Below are 17608 nucleotides of genomic sequence, written 5' to 3'. Positions count from 1 at the left end.
TCCGTGGACGGCCTCGACGACGCCCAGCTGCAGCGCTACGCGCGCCACATCCTGCTCGATGAGGTCGGCGTCGAAGGCCAGGAGCGCCTGGCCGCCAGCCACGTGCTCATCGTCGGTGCGGGGGGGTTGGGCTCGCCGGTGGCGCTTTATCTGGCCGCCAGTGGCGTGGGCCACATCAGCCTGGCGGATGACGACACCGTCGATCTGACCAACCTGCAGCGCCAGATCCTGCACACCGAGGCCAGCGTGGGCCAGGCCAAGGTTGAATCGGCGGTGCAGACGCTGGCGGCGCTCAACCCGCATGTGCGTGTGCGCCCGCTGGCGCAGCGTGTGGATGCGGCGGCGCTGGATGCGCTGCTGACGCCTGAGGCCCGTGCAGACGGCCCGGACGCCTGGCCGCCCATCACCCTGCTGATCGACGCCAGCGACAACATGGCGACCCGCCAGGCGCTCAATGCCGCTGCCGTGCGCCACGGCGTGGCGCTGGTGGCCGGCGCCGCGCTGGGGCTGGACGGGCAGATGTTCATCCGTGACCCGGCCCAGTCTGGCGCCCCCTGCTATGCCTGCGTCTTCCCGCCCGGACAGGCCTATATCGAACAGCGCTGCGCCACCTATGGCGTGCTGGCGCCGCTGGTGGGCTGGGTGGGCAGCCTGCAGGCGCTGGCCGCGCTGCAGATTCTTCTGGGCTGGCCCTGCCCGGCCGCCGGGGCGCTGCACCTGTTTGACGCGCGCAGCCTGTCGCACCAGCGCATGGACGTGCCCGCCGACCCGCACTGCCCGGTGTGCGGTGGCCGCTCCTTGCCGTGACAGCGCTTTCAGAAGACCCCTGCAGCGACACCGTCCTGGCGCTGATTCTGGCGGGCGGCCAGGGGCGGCGCATGGGCGGCGTGGACAAGGGCCTGCAGCCCTGGAAGGGTCGGGCGCTGGTCGATGCCGTGCTGGATGGCGTCGGGGCGCAGACGCGGCCCGTGCAGGCGCTGGCCATTTCGGCCAATCGAAACGAAGGGGATTACGCCCGCCGCTGCACCACCATCCTGCCCGACCTGCGCCCCGGCTGGCCCGGCCCGCTGGCGGGCGTCGAGGCCGGGCTGCATCACCTGGGCCAGATCACTTCGCCGGGCACGACTGAATCCCGCGCCTGGCTGTGGACCCTGCCCTGCGACGTGCCGCAGTTCCCGCCCGGCCTGCTGGCGGCGCTGCTGGCCCCCCCTGGCGCAGACGCCACCCAGCCGCGCTGGGTGCGCCACCAGGGTCGCGATCACCCCGCCTGCGCGCTGTGGCCGCTGGGCTGTGCCCAAGCTGTACGTGAGGCGCTGGAAGGCGGCCGCGGCGGCGTGGTGCGGCTGCTGCACGCCCTGGGCGGCGTGGCTGTGAATATGGCAGACGGCAGCGCGACCGATTTCGTCAACTGCAACACGCCGGGGGATCTGGAAAATTCAGGCCAAAGGGGTTGACCCTGTCAGTGGATCAGCAGGTCAGGGCAGCAGGGCTCAATGCCCCCCACCCTCCGCAATCCGCAGCAGCCGCTGCACGCGCCCCGGCGTGCGGCGCAGGTTGCTGTGGTGCCAGTAGCCCAGCGCGGCCATCACCAGGGTCACGGTGGCGCCCAGCAGCACGATGATGGTGTAGGCCGACACGCCCGCGCGCTCCAGCAGCGCATAAAGGCCGCCCAGCATCAGGATGCACGCCTGTTCGTTGAAGTTCTGCACCGCAATCGAGCGCCCGGCGCCCATCAGGTTGTGGCCCCGGTGCTGCAGCAGCGCGTTCATGGGCACAACCATAAAACCGCCGATCGCGCCCATGATGAGCAGGAAGGGGATGGCCATCCAGACGCTGTCGATGAACACCATGCCCATCAGGAAAATGCCCATGGCCGCGCCCAGCGGGATCACCTTGGGCGCCGCGGGCAGGCGCACGAGCATGGACGCCGCCACCGCGCCCACGGCGGTGCCAATGGCGACCACGCCGACCAGGCTGGACGCCTGCGTCGTGGTGTAGCCCAGTGCCACGGCGGCCCAGGCGAACACAATCACGCGCAGATTGCCCGACACGCCCCAGAACAGCGTGGTCGTGCCCAGCGTGATCTGGCCCAGCTTGTCGCGCCACAGCCAGGCGTTGCAGCGCATGAAATCGGTGATCAGCACCCAGACCGAGCCACGCAGCGGAATCATGGGCACCTCGGTGCGCGGAATCCCCAGGTTGAAGCCGGCCGCAATCACATACAGCACGCCCATGACCACGATGGACGCCTGCACCGGCAGCGCAAAATCGACGCCGATCCGGACAAAGGCCTGATCCAGCGGGTGCATCACCGCCGGGCTGATCATCTGTCCGCCCAGCAGCACGCCCAGCACGATGCTGGCAATGGTCAGGCCCTCGATCCAGCCATTGGCGCGCACCAGCTGCGAGGGCGGCAGCAGCTCGGTCAGGATGCCGTATTTGGCCGGGGAATAGGCCGCCGCCCCCAGGCCCACCACCGCGTAAGACAGCAGCGGGTGATGGCCGCCCAGCATCATCAGGCAGCCCAGCACCTTGATGCTGTTGGCGATGAACATGACGCGGCCCTTGGGCATGGCGTCAGCAAAGGCCCCGACCACCGGCGCCAGCAGCACATAAAACAGGGCAAACATGGGCACCAGCGCGGGCACATGCCAGGACGGCGCATGCGACTGCCGCAGCAGCGCGATGGCCACCAGGAGCAGCGCGTTATCAGCCAGGGAGCTGAAAAACTGCGCCGTCATGATGGTGTAAAAGCCTTTTTTCATCGCCGGGGCGCCGATCTGTTCCAGACATCAAAACCGCAAGGATACGGCACAAAAGAGCACAAACCGCCCATCTTCAGGCCCCCGGCGCGTCAGAACCGCCCGGCGTGCGCGTCGTGCTGCGGTAGGGCAGCTCCAGCCGGTAGGCCAGGGCGATGAACAGGCTCTGCGCCAGGCCCATGGTGCTGGTCAGGGCGCGAAAGCCCAGCGTGACGTTGTCCTGCACGGCCAGCACCACCTCGGCGCGGCGCGCCAGCGGGCACATGCGGCTATCGGTCAGGGCGATGACGCGGGCGCCCCGCTCCACCGCTTGGTCGACCACAGCCAGCGTCTCTTCGGCGTAAGGGGCAAAAGACACCGCGACCAGCACGTCGCCCGTGCGCACCGAGCGCACCTGGCCCTCGTGCATACTGCCCAGCGCCGAAAAAAGCCCCACGCGCTTGTCGGTGTGCTGCAGCGCGTAATCCAGGTAGACCGCCACCGGAAACGAGCGGCGCGAGGCCACGATCCACAGCGCATCGCTGTCCGCCAGCAGATCGACCGCCTGCGCAAACGCCGCTTCGTCCAGCTGCTGCTGCAGCGCCTGCATGCCCGCCACGCTGCCGCCCAGAAATTCGCGGGCGATGTCGGGGGCGGACAGGCGCGTGCTGCCTTCGTCGATCAGGCCCCGGATGCGCGCCTGGTAGCTGCGCGACGGCGCAATCTGCTGCGTCAGCCCGGCGCGCAGCACGGCCTGCATCGCCGAAAAACCGGAAAAGCCAAAGTGCTTGGCAAAACGAACCACCGCCGAGGGCTGGACCTCGCACTGCTGGGCCACCGTCTGGATGCCGTCCAGGCCGACGTGGTCGCGGTGCTGCTCGATGTAGCGGGCGATGACCTTGAGCTGGCGGCTCAGGCCGTCGTAATCCTGCGCGATGCGCTGGACCAGCTCATCCACGCTGGCGGGCGGCGCAGGGCTATCAAGGAGGGGGCTGTCACTCATGGCCCCTATTGTGCGCCAGCCGCCGGGCCAGCGGGACCGCAGGGGCACAGGCGCTGTGGTCCAATACGGGCCCTTCCCTCACTGTTTTCGGATTCAAGTTTCAGCCATGTTCGCCCTGCCTTTTTCGCTGGCCCGCAAAGCCCTCTTTGCGATGGATGCCGAGCGCGCCCATGACCTGGCGCTGGATACGCTGGCGCGCCTGCAGCACACGCCGCTGCGCTGCACCTTTGCGCGCGAACGCGTCAGCGATCCGGTCGAGATCGCCGGGCTGCGCCTGCCCAACCGCGTGGGCCTGGCCGCCGGGCTGGACAAGAACGGCCGCTGCATCGACGCCTTCGCCGCCATGGGCTTTGGCTTTGTCGAAGTCGGCACGGTGACGCCGCTGGCGCAGCCGGGCAACGCCAGACCGCGCATTTTCCGGCTGGAAGGCGCACAGGCCATCATCAACCGCATGGGCTTCAACAATGCCGGTCTGCAGGCCTTCGTGCGCAACGTGGCAACCAGCCGCGAGCTGCGCAGCGGCGGCGGCCGTGCCGTGGTGGGCCTGAACATTGGCAAGAACGCCGCCACGCCCATCGAGAACGCCGCGAGCGACTATCTGGCCGGGCTGCGCGGCGTGTACGCGCTGGCCGATTACGTCACGGTGAACATCTCCAGCCCCAACACGCAGAACCTGCGCAGCCTGCAGGAAGGCCAGGCGCTGGCTGACCTGCTGGGCCAGCTCATGGCCGAGCGCGACCGCCTGGCGCTGGAGCACGGCGCGCGCAAACCGCTGTTTGTCAAGATTGCGCCCGACCTGGACGACGCGGCCGTCGATGTGCTGGCCGAGACCGTCCGCGCCAGCGGCGTGGACGGCATCATCGCCACCAACACCACGCTGGCGCGCGATGCGGTCAGCCACCTGCCGCACGGCAACGAGGCCGGCGGCCTGTCCGGCCCGCCCGTGCGCGCCGCCAGCCTGCGCGTGCTGGCCCGCCTGCGCCAGCGTCTGCCCGGACTGCCGCTGATCGGCGTGGGCGGCATCAGCAGCGCGCAGGACGCCGTCGACAAGCTGCACGCGGGCGCCAGCGCCGTGCAGATTTACACCGGCCTGATCTACAAAGGGCCGGATCTGGTCGGCGAATGCGCCCGCGCGCTGCGCGATGCGGCTGCCCCCAAAACCAAAGTGGGCCGATAGACCACACCCGGCAGGCCTTCAGGGGACTTCTGGCCTGTTTTGCGCAGGTTTTGCGCGGAAATCTGGCCCCAGGCGACCGTTTTTGAGACAATCCCGCTTCTTTTGTTCACCATGAAATTCCGCCCGCGGGGCCACCGGGCGGAAGGGTTGACTGGCACTTTTGATCCCAAGGGGCATCATGTCGGACCTCAGCACCACGCTGCAAGCTCTGGAGCGCACGCGCTCTCAGTTACCAGTATCCAGCTACTTTGACGCGGCGCTGTTCGAGCGCGAAAAGGCGCTGCTCTTCGATTCCGGCCCGCGCTACGTGGGCCACGCGCTGCAGGTGCCCCAGCCGGGGCGCTACCAGACGCTGGCCCACGAGGGCGAGGGCCGCGCCCTGATCCACACGCCAGACGGGATCGAGCTGGTCTCCAACGTCTGCCGTCACCGCCAGGCGGTGATGCTCAAGGGCGCGGGCGATCTGGGCAGTGGCCCATCTGAGCCGCGCATCGTCTGCCCGCTGCACCGCTGGACGTATTCCGCCCAGGGGCAGCTGCTGGCCGCGCCGCACTTCGACACCCAACCCTGCCTGAACCTGCAGCGTTACCCGCTGGATAACATCGGCGGCCTGCTGTTCGAGCGCAATGGCTGCGATGTGCGCGGCGACCTGGGGCCGCTGCTGCAGCACCCGGCCTTCTCGTTCGACGGCTATGTGCTGGACCGCGTCGAGCAGCACCGCTGCCCGTACAACTGGAAGACCTTCATCGAGGTGTACCTCGAGGATTACCACGTCGGCCCCTTCCACCCGGGGCTGGGCCATTTCGTCACCTGCGACGATCTGGCCTGGCAGCTCCTTCCCAACGCCAGTCTTCAGACCGTGGGCCTGCACAGATCGCTGGTTCAGCCGGGCAGCGCGGTTTACACGCGCTGGCACGACCAGGTGCTGGCGGCGCAATCAGCCGGCCTGCCGCTGCTGGGCCCGCAGCCCGCGCCCGGCCTGCCGGACATTGGCGCGGTCTGGCTGACCTATTACCCGCACATCATGCTGGAGTGGTATCCGGGCACGCTGGTGGTTTCGACCCTGCACCCGATCGGCCCGCGCGAAACGCTCAACACCGTGGCCTTCTTCTACCCGGAAGAAATTGCCGCCTTCGAGCGCGAATTTGTCGAAGCGCAGCAGGCCGCTTACATGGAAACCTGCATCGAGGACGACGAAATCGCCGAGCGCATGGACGCCGGGCGGCAGGCGCTCTTCGAGCGGGGCGACGACGAGGCCGGGCCTTACCAGCAGCCCATGGAGCGCGGCATGGAACACTTTCACCAGTGGTATCGCCGCCGCCTGTGGCCGCAGCAGCACAGCGCATGAGGCGTTTGTGGCCCGGCAGCGGCTGGCCTGCGCCGCTGCTGATGCTGATCTCGACGCTGTCCTTCGCCACCATGGCGCTGTGCGTCAAATGGGCGTCCACGCGCTATGACTACGGCGTCGCCGAAGTCATCACGGCGCGCGGCCTGGTCGGCGTGATCATCCTGGGCGCGCAGGCGCTGTGGCGCGGCCAGAGCCTGCGCACGCCCGTGCCCGTCATGCACGCCTGGCGGGCGATTTTTGGTGTGAGTTCGCTGGCGCTGTGGTTTTACGCGATCAGCCAGCTGCCGCTGGCCACGGCGGTGACGATGAACTACATGTCGTCGATCTGGCTGGCGATTTTCCTGGCCGCAGGCGGGCTGATTTCGGGCGCACGCGTTGATGCGCGGCTGATCGCTGTGGTCTTTGTCGGCTTCAGCGGCGTGGTGCTGGTGCTGCGCCCGACCATGCCCGACGGCGCGCTGTGGGCGGTGCTGTCCGGACTGTGCTCGGGCATGATCGCCGCCATGGCCTATCTGCAGGTGTCGGCGCTGGGCCGCATCGGCGAGCCCACCTGGCGCACGGTGTTTTACTTTTCGGGGCTGACCACGCTATCGGGCCTCGCGGCCTGCCTGCTGGCCCCGCTGTGGCAGGGGGCGGCGCAGGTGCGCCCTTTGGAGAGCCTTCTGCACAGCACGCCGGGCGGGGTGCTGGCGCTGATCGGCGCCGGGGTTTTCGCCACCGCCGGACAGATGCTGCTGACGGTGGCCTACACGCGCGGCCAGCCCATGGTCAACGCCAGCCTGCAGTACACCGGCATCGTCTTTTCACTGATCTACGGCGTGGTGCTGTTCGGCGACGCCGTCACGCCCGGTGCACTGATCGGCCTGGCGCTGATCGTCGCGGCCGGCATCACGGCCACGCGGCTGCGCAGCCAGCACAAGGCCGCCTGACAACGCCATAGCGACAGATTGCACATGCCGCGTGCCGGGCCGGGCGGCCGCAGCGGGCCAGCCGGTCTGACAGCGCTTTCGGCCCCTACAGTGGCGCCCATGACTGTCTCATCCACATTGACTGGGCCCGATCCTGGCCCGACGCTGACGCTGTCGCCCGCGCGCAACCGGGCGCAGTGGGGCCACAGCGAACCGCACCGCTTCAACCGCCGCTGGGAAGTTCACATGCTGGCGCTGCTGCTGGAGCGCGCCCGCCTGCACCAGCCGCTGCTGGCCAGCGATCTCAACGCCCACCTGATGGCACGCGGACAGAATCGGCCACTGAACCGCTCGCAGGTGCAGCGCCTGGTGCTGAGCCTGAGCGCCTGGCTGGACGAGCTGCCCGGACGCCCCTGGGCGCTGGAACACGCGCCGCGCAAGCTCAGCGTCGGCCCCTGGTTTCTGACGGCGACGGGCCGCACGCCCGTGGACGTCCACCTGGACACCGAAGGCGACAGCCCGCTGCCCGCTGCCCGCCAGAGTCTGACGATGGCGCATGACCCGGCGCACGGCCCCGGGCGCAGCCTGTGGCCCTCGCCGCTGATTGTTGATCTGCCCGGCAGCGACACCGACACCGTGCTGCAGCGTCTGGCCGCCTGGACGGCGCAGACGCTGGTGCTGCTCGAAGCTGCTGCGCCCGGCGCACGCAGCATCGCCCACACCCCGCAGCGCCTCGACGCCTGGCTGGACGGCCCACTGACGCCCGAAGCCCGCATCTGCCAGGGCCTGCTGCGCCTGCAGTGGTGGCGCCAGCGCGACGAGGGGCCGCTGTCGCGCCGCCGCGTCGAAGCGCGCCAGGCGCTGGAGGCGCTGGAAGCGCTGCTGCCGCACGCCCGGCGCGATCTGGGCCTGATCGAGCTGGTGCGCGTGCAGGGGCTGCTCAACCTGCTGCTCTTTGATCCGGGCCTGCACGCCAGCCATGTGCTGCAGGAAAGCCAGCATCCTGGACCGCTGCTGTCGGGTTCGGGCGGTCTGGCGCAATGGCACCGCCTGCGCGTGCAGGCCGGCTGGCTGCAGGCGGGCCAACCGGGTCTGGATGCGGACAGCGCCGCCACCCTGCATGCCACAAGTGCGCTGCATCTGGAGGGGCTGCTGTACTGGAGCCTTCAGACCACCTCGCCGGACGGTTTGCGTACGGCCACGGCCCTGGCGCAGCAGCACCTGCCGCTGCTGCACGCTCGCGGCCTGTGCAGCGCCTCCACAGTGTCCGCCTGGCGCGATGCGGCGCCGTCGGCTTCAGGCCGGGCCTGAGCGGTTACAATCCAAAGCTGGCTGCGGGTGCTTAGCTCAGCTGGTAGAGCGGCGCCCTTACAAGGCGTAGGTCGGCGGTTCGAACCCGTCAGCACCCACCAACCGCAGCACAGGAGGCGGCTTCCCGCCCCGATGCGGACTGCGGTTCGCATTTTTTTTGACCGTTTCCGGCCGCCTGGCCGCACCCGCCCATGTTTGATTTCGTCCGAAACCACAAGCGTCTGATGCAGTTCCTGCTCCTGCTGGCGGTGGTTCCCTCGTTTGTTCTGGTCGGGGTCGAGGGCTACAGCAGCATGAGTGGCTCTGCATCGGCCACGGTCGCCGAAGTGGGCAAAGCCAAAATCACCCGCACCGAGCTGGACGCCGCGCACCAGCAGCAGGTCAACGCCGCCCGCGCCCAGATGCCCAATCTGGACGCCGCGCTCTTTGATACGCCCGAAATGCTGCGCCAGACGCTGGACGGGCTGGTTCGCCAGCAGGTGCTGGCCCAGGCCGCGCAGGACCAGCACCTGGCCGTGGACGACGCCCGCCTGGTGCGTCTTTTCGCGAGCGACCCGCAACTGGCCGCCGTGCGCAAGCCCGATGGCCGTCTGGACGACGCGGCCTTGGCCGCACGCGGCATGAACGCCGCCCTGCTGGAACAGCAGCTGCGCCAGGAGTACACGCTGCGCCAGGTCATCGACGGCGTGCAGGAAACCGCTTTTGCCACCCCGGCGCTGACTGATCTGGCGCTCAAGGCTTACTTTCAGGGCCGCGCTATCGAATTCCAGCGCTTTGATCTGCAGCAGGCGCAGACCGAAGTCCAGCCCACCGCGCAGCAGCTCGCCGATTACTTCAAAAAGAACAGCAAGACCTTCCAGCAGCCCGCGCAGGCCCAGATCGAATACGTGCTGCTCGACCAAGCCGCCGTGATGTCGAAAATCAGCGTCAGCGACGCCGACATCCAGAAGGCCTACGACAGCAGCATCGAAGACTACCGCCAGCCCGAAGAGCGCCACCTGCGCCACATCCTGATCGCCGTGCCGGAGGGCGCCAGCGACGCCGTGAAAAAAGCCGCGCACGACAAGGCGCAGAAGCTGCTGGACGAGCTCAAGGCGCACCCCGACCGTTTCGAGGCGCTGGCCAAGGCCAACTCGCAGGACCCGGGCTCGGCCCAGAGCGGCGGCGATCTGGGTTTTGTCGCCAAAGGCGTCATGGTGCCGGCCTTCGAAAAAGCCGCTTTCGCGCTGAAGAAAGGCGAAACCAGCGGCATCGTCACCACCGAGTTTGGCGACCACATCATCCGCGTGGACGACATCCGGGGCGGCGAAGTCCAGCCCCTGTCCGCCGTGCGCACGCAGATCGAGAACACCCTGCGCACCACGCGGCTGAGCGACGCTTACAACAAGGCCATGGACCAGATGGACACCCTGCTCAAGACCGGACCGGCCGATTTCACCGAGCTGGCCAAAACCCTGGGCCTGACCGTGAACAAGGCCACCGTGACGCCGCAGCCCGCGCCTGGCGCGACCGGCGTGCTGGCCGAAATGCCGTTCCTGCGTCAGGTGTTTTCGCCTGAGGTGCTGGAGAGCAAAACCGTCAGCGCCGGTTTTGACGTGAAGCCGGGCGAGCACGTCGCCGTGCGCGTGCTGTCGCACTCGGCGCAGCGCCCGCAGACGCAGGCCGAAGCCGCCCCGGCACTCGAGCTGGCTGTGCGCCGCGAGCTGGCGCAGGCCAAGGTCAAGACCGACGCCGAAGCGCTGCTGGCCACGCTCAAAAGCAATCCTGCACAGGCCCTGCCCTCCAAAGCCACCGTGTCGCGCCGCGAGCCCAGCGGCTTCGCCCTGCCGGTGGTCGAACGCCTGCTGGCCCTTCCCGCCAGCCCGCTGCCCCACCCCTTCACGCTGGACATGCCCGGTGTGGGCTACGTGACCGGCCGCATCACCGCCGTGACCGACACGCCGCTGCCTCCCGCCGAAAAAGCGCAGCTGACGCAGTCGCTGGTGCGCCTGCGCGCCGATGCCCAGGCGCAGGCCTTTTACGACGATCTGAAGACGCGCTACAAGGTCAAAGTTTTCGAAGACCAGCTCAAGGCGGCCGCCCCGGCGCCTGCCGCAGCGCCATGAGCGCCGGTCCCGTCCGCCTGACGCAGTACAGCCACGGCGCGGGCTGCGGCTGCAAGATTTCGCCCGCCGTGCTGGGCACCATTCTGGCGGGCAGCGGCGCCCAGAACCTGGACCCGCGCCTTTGGGTGGGCAACGCGTCGCGCGACGATGCGGCCGTGTACGGCATCGACGAGACGCGCGGCGTGGTCAGCACCACCGACTTTTTCATGCCCATCGTCGATGACGCCTACGATTTTGGCCGCATCGCCGCGACCAACGCCATCAGTGACATCTACGCCATGGGCGCGCAACCGCTGATGGCCATCGCCATTCTGGGCTGGCCGGTCAACGTCCTGCCGCCCGAAGTGGCGCGCGAGGTCGTCCGGGGCGGCCGCGCTGTGTGCGACGCAGCGGGGATTCCGCTGGCGGGCGGACACTCGATCGACGCGCCCGAACCCATTTTTGGCCTGGCCGTCACGGGCCTGGTCGAGCGCAGCCAGATCAAGCGCAACGACACGGCGCAAGCGGGCGATGTGCTCTTTCTGACCAAAGGCCTGGGGGTTGGCCTGCTGACCACCGCCGAAAAGCGCGGCCTGCTGCCCGCCGCCTTCCGCGACGTCGCACGCGACAGCATGTGCACGCTCAACCGCATCGGCCAGGATCTGGCCCGGCTGCCCGGCGTCCACGCGATGACCGACGTCACCGGCTTTGGCCTGGCCGGTCACCTGCTGGAAATGGCCGAAGGCAGCGGACTGGACGCCGAAGTGCAGCTGGCCGCCCTGCCCGTGCTGCCCGGCGCCCGCGAGTGCCACGCCCTGGGCTGCGTGCCCGGCGGCACGGGCCGCACTGCCGCCAGCCTGGGCGCACGGCTGCCCGCGCTGGACGGCTGGGCGCACGACCTGCTGTGCGATCCGCAGACCAGCGGCGGCCTGCTTGTCGCGGTCGGCCCGGATGCGCTGGACGATTTTTACGCCGTGACGCGCGGCGCTGGGTTGAATCTCGCGCCCATCGGCCGCCTGGCTGCATCACCCGCTGCGCCCGCCGAGGGCCAGCCGCGCATCCGCCTTGTCTGAGCGCGCCATGGCCGCCCCCGGCGAGCTGCTGCAGCCCGGCGACTACGCCCGCCTTTTCACGCAGCAGCGCCCGCTGCTGGACGTGCGCGCGCCCATCGAGTTCGCCCAGGGCGCTTTTCCCGGCGCCACCAACCTGCCGCTCATTGACGACGAACAGCGCCACCGCATCGGCCTGTGCTACGCCCAAGAGGGTCAGGACGCCGCCATCGCGCTGGGTCACGAACTGGTCCGGGGCGATCTCAAGGCCGCGCGCATCGCCGCCTGGGCCGACTGGGCGCGCCAGAACCCGGATGGCGTGATGTACTGCTTTCGCGGCGGTATGCGCTCGCAGATCAGCCAGCAGTGGCTGCACAGTGAAGGCGGCATCGCCTTGCCGCGCATCGCAGGCGGCTACAAGGCGCTGCGCCAGTTCCTGATCGACGCCACGCGCAGTGCCTGCACCGCCCTGCCCCTGCTGGTGCTGGGCGGGCTGACGGGCAGCGGCAAAACCGAGCTGCTGGAAGCACTCCCGCTGGATGCCGCCGTAGCGCAGCACACCGCTGCGCTGGATCTGGAGGCGCTGGCCCACCACCGGGGCAGCGGCTTTGGCCGCCACGCCACGCCCCAGCCCAACCAGATCGATTTCGAGAACCGCCTGGGCGCAGCCCTGCTGCGCCTGCAGCACGCAACCGCCTCGCCCACCGTGCTGGTCGAAGACGAAAGCCGCCTGATCGGCCGCTGCGCCCTGCCTGCCCCCTTGCGCGAGCGCACGTCGACCGCGCCGCTGCTGTGGCTGGAAGAAGATTTCGACGTCCGCGCCCTGCGCATCCACCGCGATTACGTCAGCGGCCAGTGCGCCGAGTTCAGCGCCCTGCTGGGCCCGCAGGAAGGCCCCGCTGCCTGCGCGCGCCACCTGCTGGACAGCCTGGACCGCATCTCGCGCAAGCTGGGCGGCGTGCGACACCAGAATCTGCGCCAGGCGATGCAAGCGGCTCTGGACACCGGCAGCGACGATCCCGCGCTGGCCTTTGGTCCCGAACGCCAGGCCGCGCATCTGGCCTGGATCGCCCCGCTGCTGCGCGATTACTACGACCCCCTGTACGCCCACCGCCTTCAGGACGGTTTTGGCGGACGCATCGTCTGGCGCGGCAGCCGGGACGAGCTGCTGGAGCGCCTGCGTCAGGGGCCGCTGGCCGGACGGCGGGTCTGAAAACCGCTCAGCGGTCAATGTCGCGGCGGTTGCCGATGCGCACCACCAGGATGCGCAGGGCACCGTCTTCAATGCTGGCGATGATGCGGCAGTCGCCTACCCGGTATTTCCAGAAGCTGCCCAGTCGCGCGCCGGTCAAAGCACCACCGATACTGCGCGGGTCCTCCAATACGGCCACGCGCTCGCGCAGAAAGGCCAGGACGCGGCGCGACTGCTGCGGGTCGAGCCGGGCCAGTTCGCGCCGGGCTGCGGGGTCGAAATCAATCCGCCAGGCCATATTCCCTCAGGACGTCTTCCAGCGGTACGGTCTCGGTCCGTCCAGCCCGGATATCGGCCAGACGCTGCTCGGCCAAGTAGTAATCCTCGAGATCTTCGATGTGCTCGCAGATGGCCTCGGTGGCGTAATAGGTTTTGCTGCGGCCGGTCAGATCAGCCAGTTTTTTCAGCCGGGCCTCGACATCACCGGGCAGGCGCAGGGACATGGGCATGACAGCCTCCAGAATCGGGTTGCGATACGCTTATCGCACTGGGCCAGTCACTGCGCTGAAGTTTCGGGCGGCTGGCGGATAAAGGCGGCGATCAGCGGCCAGTGCTGCGCGAAATCCGAAATGGCGTGATCGCCGCCGGGCAGTACGTGGCAACGCGCGCTGGCGTGCGCACTGTGCATCTCGCGCCAGTCCAGCACCTCGTCGCCCTGGGTGATCAGGGCGAAAGCGCTGGTGGGGCTCAGGCGCTCGCGCATGCCTTCACGCGCGATCGCGGCCTGCTGCGCCTGCAGCTCGGGCAGAAATTCGGGGCGGAAATCCAGCCGCTGTGCCGGATCGTGCCACTGCGTCTGCAAGCCCAGGTGGCGGGCCAGATCGCGCTCGGGCGACACCGCCGGGTTGAGCAGCACCGCCCGTGCCTGCAGCGCGTGCGCGGCCTGCACGGCATAAAAGCCGCCCAGCGACGAGCCCATGACCAGCGTGCCGCCATCGCCGCGCGGCCAGCAGGCGGTGAGCTCCAGGATCAGCGCCATCGCGGCGGCGGGCGATGCAGGCAGCTGCGGACACAGCCACTGCGTGGCGGGCGCGTCCTGCGCCAGACGCTCGCGCACGAAACGCGCCTTGGCCGACAGCGGCGACGACCGGAAGCCGTGCAGATACAGCACGCGCGCGGGCCAGCCGTTTGGGATTGTGTTCATGCGGTGGAGCTCCAGAGGCGGGAAAGAAAGCGCCAGCGCCAAAAAACGCCAGCCTGCTGGCTGGACGGTAAAAAAAAACGCCAGCCTGCTGGCTGGCGTGTGTCCTTCCCTCTATTCAGGACAATGTCTCCTCATCCTCCGGATCGGCGGCTGAGCCGCTGATCCAGTGGATGAACTGTAACTTCGATCACAGCGTCTGCCAGCCAGGATTAACCCGAAAGAGCCGCCGAAAAATCAGGGTTGCAGGCGCAAGGCCGCAGCCTGAGCGTGGGCCTGCAGGCCTTCGCCCTCGGCCAGGGTGACGGCGATGCGGCCCAGCACCTGCGCCCCGGCCGCGCTGACGCCGATCAGGCTGGAGCGCTTCTGGAAATCGTAGACACCCAGCGGGCTGGAAAAGCGCGCCGTGCCGCTGGTTGGCAGCACGTGGTTGGGCCCGGCGCAGTAGTCGCCCAGCGATTCGCTGGTGTACTGGCCCAGGAAAATGGCCCCGGCGTGGCGCAGCAGCGGCTCCCAGCGCTCGGGCTCGCTGCTGGAGACCTCCAGGTGCTCGGGCGCAACGCGGTTGCTGATGGCGCAGGCCTCGGCCATGTCGCGCGTGTAGATCAGCGCGCCACGCCCCTGCAGCGAGGCACGGATGATGTCCCGGCGCGGCAGCGTGGGCAGCAGGCGGTCCATGGCGGCCTGCACGGCGTCCAGGTAGGCCGCGTCGGGCGACAGCAGGATGCTCTGCGCCAGCTCGTCGTGCTCGGCCTGGCTGAACAGGTCCATGGCCACCCAGTCGGGTGGGGTGCTGCCGTCGGCCAGGACAAGAATCTCGCTAGGCCCGGCAATCATGTCGATGCCGACCTGGCCGAACACCAGGCGCTTGGCTTCGGCCACGTAGGCGTTGCCCGGGCCGGTGATCTTGTCCACGCGCGGCACTGTGGCCGTGCCGTAAGCCAGCGCGGCCACGGCCTGGGCGCCGCCCAGGGTGAAGGCGCGGCTGACGCCTGCGATGTAGGCCGCAGCCAGCACGAGCGGATTGCGCTCGCCACCCGGCGTAGGCACGACCATGATGATTTCGCCGCAACCCGCGACGTGCGCCGGGACGACGTTCATCAGCACACTGGACGGATAGGCCGCCTTGCCGCCGGGCACGTAAACGCCCACGCGGTCCAGCGGCGTGACCTTCTGGCCCAGCAGGGTGCCGTCCTCGTCGCGGTACTGGAAGCCCTGGCCGCAGGCCTGAAGCTGGCGCTCGTGGTAGGCGCGCACGCGCCGCGTAGCGTCCTCCAGCGCCTGACGCTGGGCGGCGGGCAGGTCCTCAAATGCCGCTTTCAGGTCGGCCTGACCCAGCTCCAGCGCGGCCACGGAGGGCGCGTCCAGGCGGTCGAAGCGGCGGGTGTAATCCAGCACGGCGGCGTCGCCGCGCTGGCGGACATCGTTCACGATGGCGGCGGTGCGCTCGGCGATGCCGGGGTCGGAATCGGTGGGCACGCGCAGCAGATGGTCCAGCGCGGCGTCAAAACCGGCATCGGCCGTGGACAGGCGGCGTATCTCCAGTGGGGCCAGAGCCGCAAGATCGTTCACAGGGGCATTCATTGGGCAGTTCTCCGCAGTCAGGCGCTCTGCGCTTCGGGGGCGCAGGCGCGGGCAAAGACATCGATCAGGGGGCGGATCTGGGCCTGGCGCAGCTTGAGCGCCGCCTGGTTGACGACCAGATGCGAGCTGATGTCCATGATGGCCTCGACCTCGACCAGGTGGTTGGCCTTGAGCGTCGCGCCGGTGGACACCAGATCGACGATGACGTCGGCCAGGCCGGTCAGGGGCGCCAGCTCCATCGAGCCGTAGAGCTTGATCACATCGACGTGCACGCCCTTGCGCGCAAAGTGCTCGCGGGCGATGTGCGTGTATTTGGTGGCCACGCGCAGCCGCGCGCCCTGGCGCACGCGGGCGGCGTAGTCAAAGCCTTCGGGGCAGGCCACGCTCATGCGGCAGCGGGCGATGCCCAGATCGAGGGGCTGATACAGGCCCGAAGCGCCCCAGCCGACGTGCTGGGCCACGTGCTCGATCAGGATGTCGCGCCCGGCCACGCCGATGTCGGCGCCGCCCTGCTGCACATAGGTGGGCACGTCGGTGGCGCGCACCAGCACCACGCGCAGGCCGTCCTGGTTGGTTGGCAGGATGAGCTTGCGCGAGCGCGCCGGGTCTTCCAGCACCTCGATGCCGGCCTGGGCCAGCAGCGGCAGGGTTTCGTCAAAAATCCGGCCTTTGGACAGGGCCAGGGTCAGCGGCGGGAGGCTCATGCGCTGGCCTTGTCAGAGGGCTTGTCACTCACGCGCTGGATGTCGGCGCCCAGGGCGCGCAGCTTGTCTTCCATGCGGTCGTAGCCCCGGTCCAGGTGATAGATGCGTTCGACGGTGGTTTCGCCCTCGGCGACCAGGCCCGCGATGACCAGGCTGGCCGAAGCGCGCAGATCGGTCGCCATCACCGTCGCACCGGAGAGCTGCGGCAGGCCGTCAACCACCGCGACCTTGCCGTCGATGCGAATCTGCGCGCCCAGGCGCTTGAGCTCGTCCACGTGCATGAAGCGGTTCTCGAAAATGGTTTCCATGCACAGCGAATCACCGCGCGAAACGCAGTTCAGCGCCATGAACTGCGCCTGCATGTCGGTCGGGAACCCGGGGTATTCGGTGGTGCGGAAGCTCTGCGCCTGCAGGTGCGACCAGGCCGGTCCCGCGCAGTGGATGCGCAGGCCGCCGTCCACCGCCGTCACTGCCGCGCCCGCGTTGCGCAGCTTGGTGATCACCGCGTCCAGGTGATCGCCCCGGGCGTTTTTCAGGACGACATCGCCACCGGTCGCGGCCACGGCGCACAGGAAAGTGCCCGCCTCGATGCGGTCGGCGACCACGGTGTGCGCGGCGCTGTGCAGCGCTTCGACGCCTTCGATGGTGATGCGCGGCGTGCCGTGGCCTTCGATGCGCGCGCCCATTTTGATCAGCAGCTCGGCCAGATCGGGGATCTCGGGCTCCTGCGCGGCGTTTTCAAGCACGGTGACGCCGTCAGCCAGCGCGGCGGCCATGAGGAAGTTTTCGGTACCCGTCACCGTGACCATGTCGGTCTTGATGCGGGCGCCGCGCAGGCGCTTCTGGCCCGGCGGCAGGCTGGCGATCATGTAGCCATGCTCGACGCTGATGTGGGCGCCCATGGCCTCCAGACCCTTGATGTGCTGCTCGACGGGCCGCGCGCCAATTGCGCAGCCCCCCGGCAGCGAGACCTTGGCGTGACCAAAGCGCGCCATCAAAGGGCCCAGCGCCAGCACGGCGGCGCGCATGGTCTTGACCAGTTCGTAGGGCGCTTCCGGGGTGTGGATGTCGGCGGCATTGAGCACCACCGTGCCGTCGGCCTGGCGGTCGATGGTCACGCCCATATTGCCCAGCAGCGCCAGCATGGTCGCCACATCGTGCAGCGCGGGCACGTTGCGCAGCGTCACCGGGCCGGGCACCAGCAGCGCCGCGCACAGTTCGGGCAGGGCCGCGTTCTTGGCGCCTGCGATGTCGATGCGGCCGCGCAGGGGGTTGCCGCCGCGGATGACGAGTTTGTCCATGATGT

Annotated in this window: 17 protein-coding genes and 1 tRNA gene; 10 read left to right on the top strand and 8 right to left on the bottom strand. The window is 68.9% G+C overall.

The genetic code is table 11. The annotated features are described in order from the left end of the window. Positions 1-3: 3 nt before the first annotated feature. A complete protein-coding gene (locus RV045_RS05010; protein WP_423234680.1) occupies positions 4-807 on the top strand; it encodes a HesA/MoeB/ThiF family protein in 804 nt (267 codons plus the stop codon). After that, a complete protein-coding gene (gene mobA / locus RV045_RS05005) occupies positions 804-1454 on the top strand; it encodes a molybdenum cofactor guanylyltransferase (protein WP_423234679.1) in 651 nt (216 codons plus the stop codon). Before RV045_RS05010 ends, mobA begins: the two co-directional genes overlap by 4 nt. 36 nt (positions 1455-1490) lie before the next feature. Here the strand turns inward: mobA and lplT are convergent, their stop codons facing one another. After that, positions 1491-2765, bottom strand: a complete 1275-nt coding sequence (gene lplT / locus RV045_RS05000; RefSeq protein WP_423234678.1) for a lysophospholipid transporter LplT — start codon at positions 2763-2765, stop codon at positions 1491-1493. 73 nt (positions 2766-2838) lie between these two features. Continuing rightward, on the bottom strand, positions 2839-3744 hold the full coding sequence (locus tag RV045_RS04995) for a MurR/RpiR family transcriptional regulator (RefSeq protein ID WP_423234677.1): 906 nt from the start codon (positions 3742-3744) through the stop codon (positions 2839-2841). 106 nt (positions 3745-3850) lie between these two features. Here RV045_RS04995 and RV045_RS04990 point away from each other — a divergent pair, with 106 nt between their 5' ends. From RV045_RS04990 to mnmH, 8 genes are all read left to right on the top strand, one after another. Beyond that, positions 3851-4921, top strand: a complete 1071-nt coding sequence (locus tag RV045_RS04990) for a quinone-dependent dihydroorotate dehydrogenase (RefSeq protein WP_423234676.1) — start codon at positions 3851-3853, stop codon at positions 4919-4921. Between the two features lie 178 nt (positions 4922-5099). Then, entirely contained in the window at positions 5100-6269 is a 1170-nt protein-coding gene (locus RV045_RS04985; protein ID WP_423234675.1) for an aromatic ring-hydroxylating oxygenase subunit alpha, read from the top strand. Next, on the top strand, positions 6266-7198 hold the full coding sequence (locus RV045_RS04980) for a DMT family transporter (protein WP_423234674.1): 933 nt from the start codon (positions 6266-6268) through the stop codon (positions 7196-7198). Before RV045_RS04985 ends, RV045_RS04980 begins: the two co-directional genes overlap by 4 nt. Positions 7199-7297: 99 nt before the next feature. Further along, positions 7298-8488: a hypothetical protein gene (locus RV045_RS04975; RefSeq protein ID WP_423234673.1), complete on the top strand. Its 1191-nt coding sequence runs from the start codon at positions 7298-7300 to the stop codon at positions 8486-8488. Positions 8489-8513: 25 nt separating this feature from the next. Next, a tRNA-Val gene (locus RV045_RS04970) sits at positions 8514-8589 on the top strand. Positions 8590-8679: 90 nt separating this feature from the next. After that, positions 8680-10593, top strand: a complete 1914-nt coding sequence (locus tag RV045_RS04965) for a SurA N-terminal domain-containing protein (RefSeq protein WP_423234672.1) — start codon at positions 8680-8682, stop codon at positions 10591-10593. Further along, positions 10590-11645, top strand: coding sequence for a selenide, water dikinase SelD (gene selD, locus RV045_RS04960; RefSeq protein WP_423234671.1), 1056 nt, complete (start codon positions 10590-10592; stop codon positions 11643-11645). The genes RV045_RS04965 and selD overlap by 4 nt, the downstream gene beginning before the upstream one ends. A gap of 7 nt (positions 11646-11652) precedes the next feature. Continuing rightward, positions 11653-12834, top strand: coding sequence for a tRNA 2-selenouridine(34) synthase MnmH (gene mnmH / locus RV045_RS04955; protein WP_423234670.1), 1182 nt, complete (start codon positions 11653-11655; stop codon positions 12832-12834). Between the two features lie 7 nt (positions 12835-12841). Here mnmH and RV045_RS04950 read toward each other — a convergent pair whose 3' ends face one another. The 6 genes from RV045_RS04950 to murA form a co-directional block, all read right to left on the bottom strand. After that, the gene (locus RV045_RS04950; RefSeq protein ID WP_423234669.1) at positions 12842-13111 is read right to left on the bottom strand and encodes a type II toxin-antitoxin system RelE family toxin; all 270 of its coding nucleotides are present in this window, start codon (positions 13109-13111) and stop codon (positions 12842-12844) included. Continuing rightward, the gene (relB, locus tag RV045_RS04945) at positions 13095-13322 is read right to left on the bottom strand and encodes a type II toxin-antitoxin system RelB family antitoxin (RefSeq protein ID WP_423234668.1); all 228 of its coding nucleotides are present in this window, start codon (positions 13320-13322) and stop codon (positions 13095-13097) included. Before relB ends, RV045_RS04950 begins: the two co-directional genes overlap by 17 nt. A gap of 47 nt (positions 13323-13369) precedes the next feature. After that, positions 13370-14017 (bottom strand): YqiA/YcfP family alpha/beta fold hydrolase, encoded by a 648-nt coding sequence (locus RV045_RS04940; RefSeq protein WP_423234667.1) that lies wholly within the window; start codon positions 14015-14017, stop codon positions 13370-13372. Positions 14018-14251: 234 nt separating this feature from the next. Further along, on the bottom strand, positions 14252-15598 hold the full coding sequence (gene hisD / locus RV045_RS04935) for a histidinol dehydrogenase (RefSeq protein ID WP_423234666.1): 1347 nt from the start codon (positions 15596-15598) through the stop codon (positions 14252-14254). A gap of 17 nt (positions 15599-15615) precedes the next feature. Beyond that, positions 15616-16302 carry an ATP phosphoribosyltransferase gene (gene hisG / locus RV045_RS04930; protein WP_423234665.1) on the bottom strand — a complete coding sequence of 229 codons (687 nt, stop codon included), beginning with the start codon at positions 16300-16302 and terminating at the stop codon, positions 15616-15618. Beyond that, on the bottom strand, positions 16299-17603 hold the full coding sequence (gene murA, locus RV045_RS04925; protein WP_423234664.1) for a UDP-N-acetylglucosamine 1-carboxyvinyltransferase: 1305 nt from the start codon (positions 17601-17603) through the stop codon (positions 16299-16301). The genes hisG and murA overlap by 4 nt, the downstream gene beginning before the upstream one ends. Positions 17604-17608 lie beyond the last annotated feature (5 nt).

The organism is Amphibiibacter pelophylacis (assembly GCF_037688875.1).
Classification (GTDB): domain Bacteria; phylum Pseudomonadota; class Gammaproteobacteria; order Burkholderiales; family Burkholderiaceae_C; genus Amphibiibacter; species Amphibiibacter pelophylacis.
The sequence above is the reverse complement of the archived record's forward strand: the minus strand, read 5'-3'. Positions and strand labels throughout refer to the sequence as shown.

Excerpts from the sequence above, each read along its gene's own strand:
- RV045_RS04940 (WP_423234667.1), bottom strand. The coding sequence starts at position 14,017 with ATGAACACAATCCCAAACGGCTGGCCCGCGCGCGTGCTGTATCTGCAC.
- hisG (WP_423234665.1), bottom strand. The coding sequence starts at position 16,302 with ATGAGCCTCCCGCCGCTGACCCTGGCCCTGTCCAAAGGCCGGATTTTT.
- RV045_RS04975 (WP_423234673.1), top strand. The coding sequence starts at position 7,298 with ATGACTGTCTCATCCACATTGACTGGGCCCGATCCTGGCCCGACGCTG.
- relB (WP_423234668.1), bottom strand. The coding sequence starts at position 13,322 with ATGCCCATGTCCCTGCGCCTGCCCGGTGATGTCGAGGCCCGGCTGAAA.
- RV045_RS04950 (WP_423234669.1), bottom strand. The coding sequence starts at position 13,111 with ATGGCCTGGCGGATTGATTTCGACCCCGCAGCCCGGCGCGAACTGGCC.
- RV045_RS04990 (WP_423234676.1), top strand. The coding sequence starts at position 3,851 with ATGTTCGCCCTGCCTTTTTCGCTGGCCCGCAAAGCCCTCTTTGCGATG.
- lplT (WP_423234678.1), bottom strand. The coding sequence starts at position 2,765 with ATGAAAAAAGGCTTTTACACCATCATGACGGCGCAGTTTTTCAGCTCC.
- RV045_RS04980 (WP_423234674.1), top strand. The coding sequence starts at position 6,266 with ATGAGGCGTTTGTGGCCCGGCAGCGGCTGGCCTGCGCCGCTGCTGATG.
- hisD (WP_423234666.1), bottom strand. The coding sequence starts at position 15,598 with ATGAATGCCCCTGTGAACGATCTTGCGGCTCTGGCCCCACTGGAGATA.
- mnmH (WP_423234670.1), top strand. The coding sequence starts at position 11,653 with ATGGCCGCCCCCGGCGAGCTGCTGCAGCCCGGCGACTACGCCCGCCTT.
- murA (WP_423234664.1), bottom strand. The coding sequence starts at position 17,603 with ATGGACAAACTCGTCATCCGCGGCGGCAACCCCCTGCGCGGCCGCATC.
- RV045_RS04985 (WP_423234675.1), top strand. The coding sequence starts at position 5,100 with ATGTCGGACCTCAGCACCACGCTGCAAGCTCTGGAGCGCACGCGCTCT.
- RV045_RS04965 (WP_423234672.1), top strand. The coding sequence starts at position 8,680 with ATGTTTGATTTCGTCCGAAACCACAAGCGTCTGATGCAGTTCCTGCTC.
- RV045_RS04995 (WP_423234677.1), bottom strand. The coding sequence starts at position 3,744 with ATGAGTGACAGCCCCCTCCTTGATAGCCCTGCGCCGCCCGCCAGCGTG.
- selD (WP_423234671.1), top strand. The coding sequence starts at position 10,590 with ATGAGCGCCGGTCCCGTCCGCCTGACGCAGTACAGCCACGGCGCGGGC.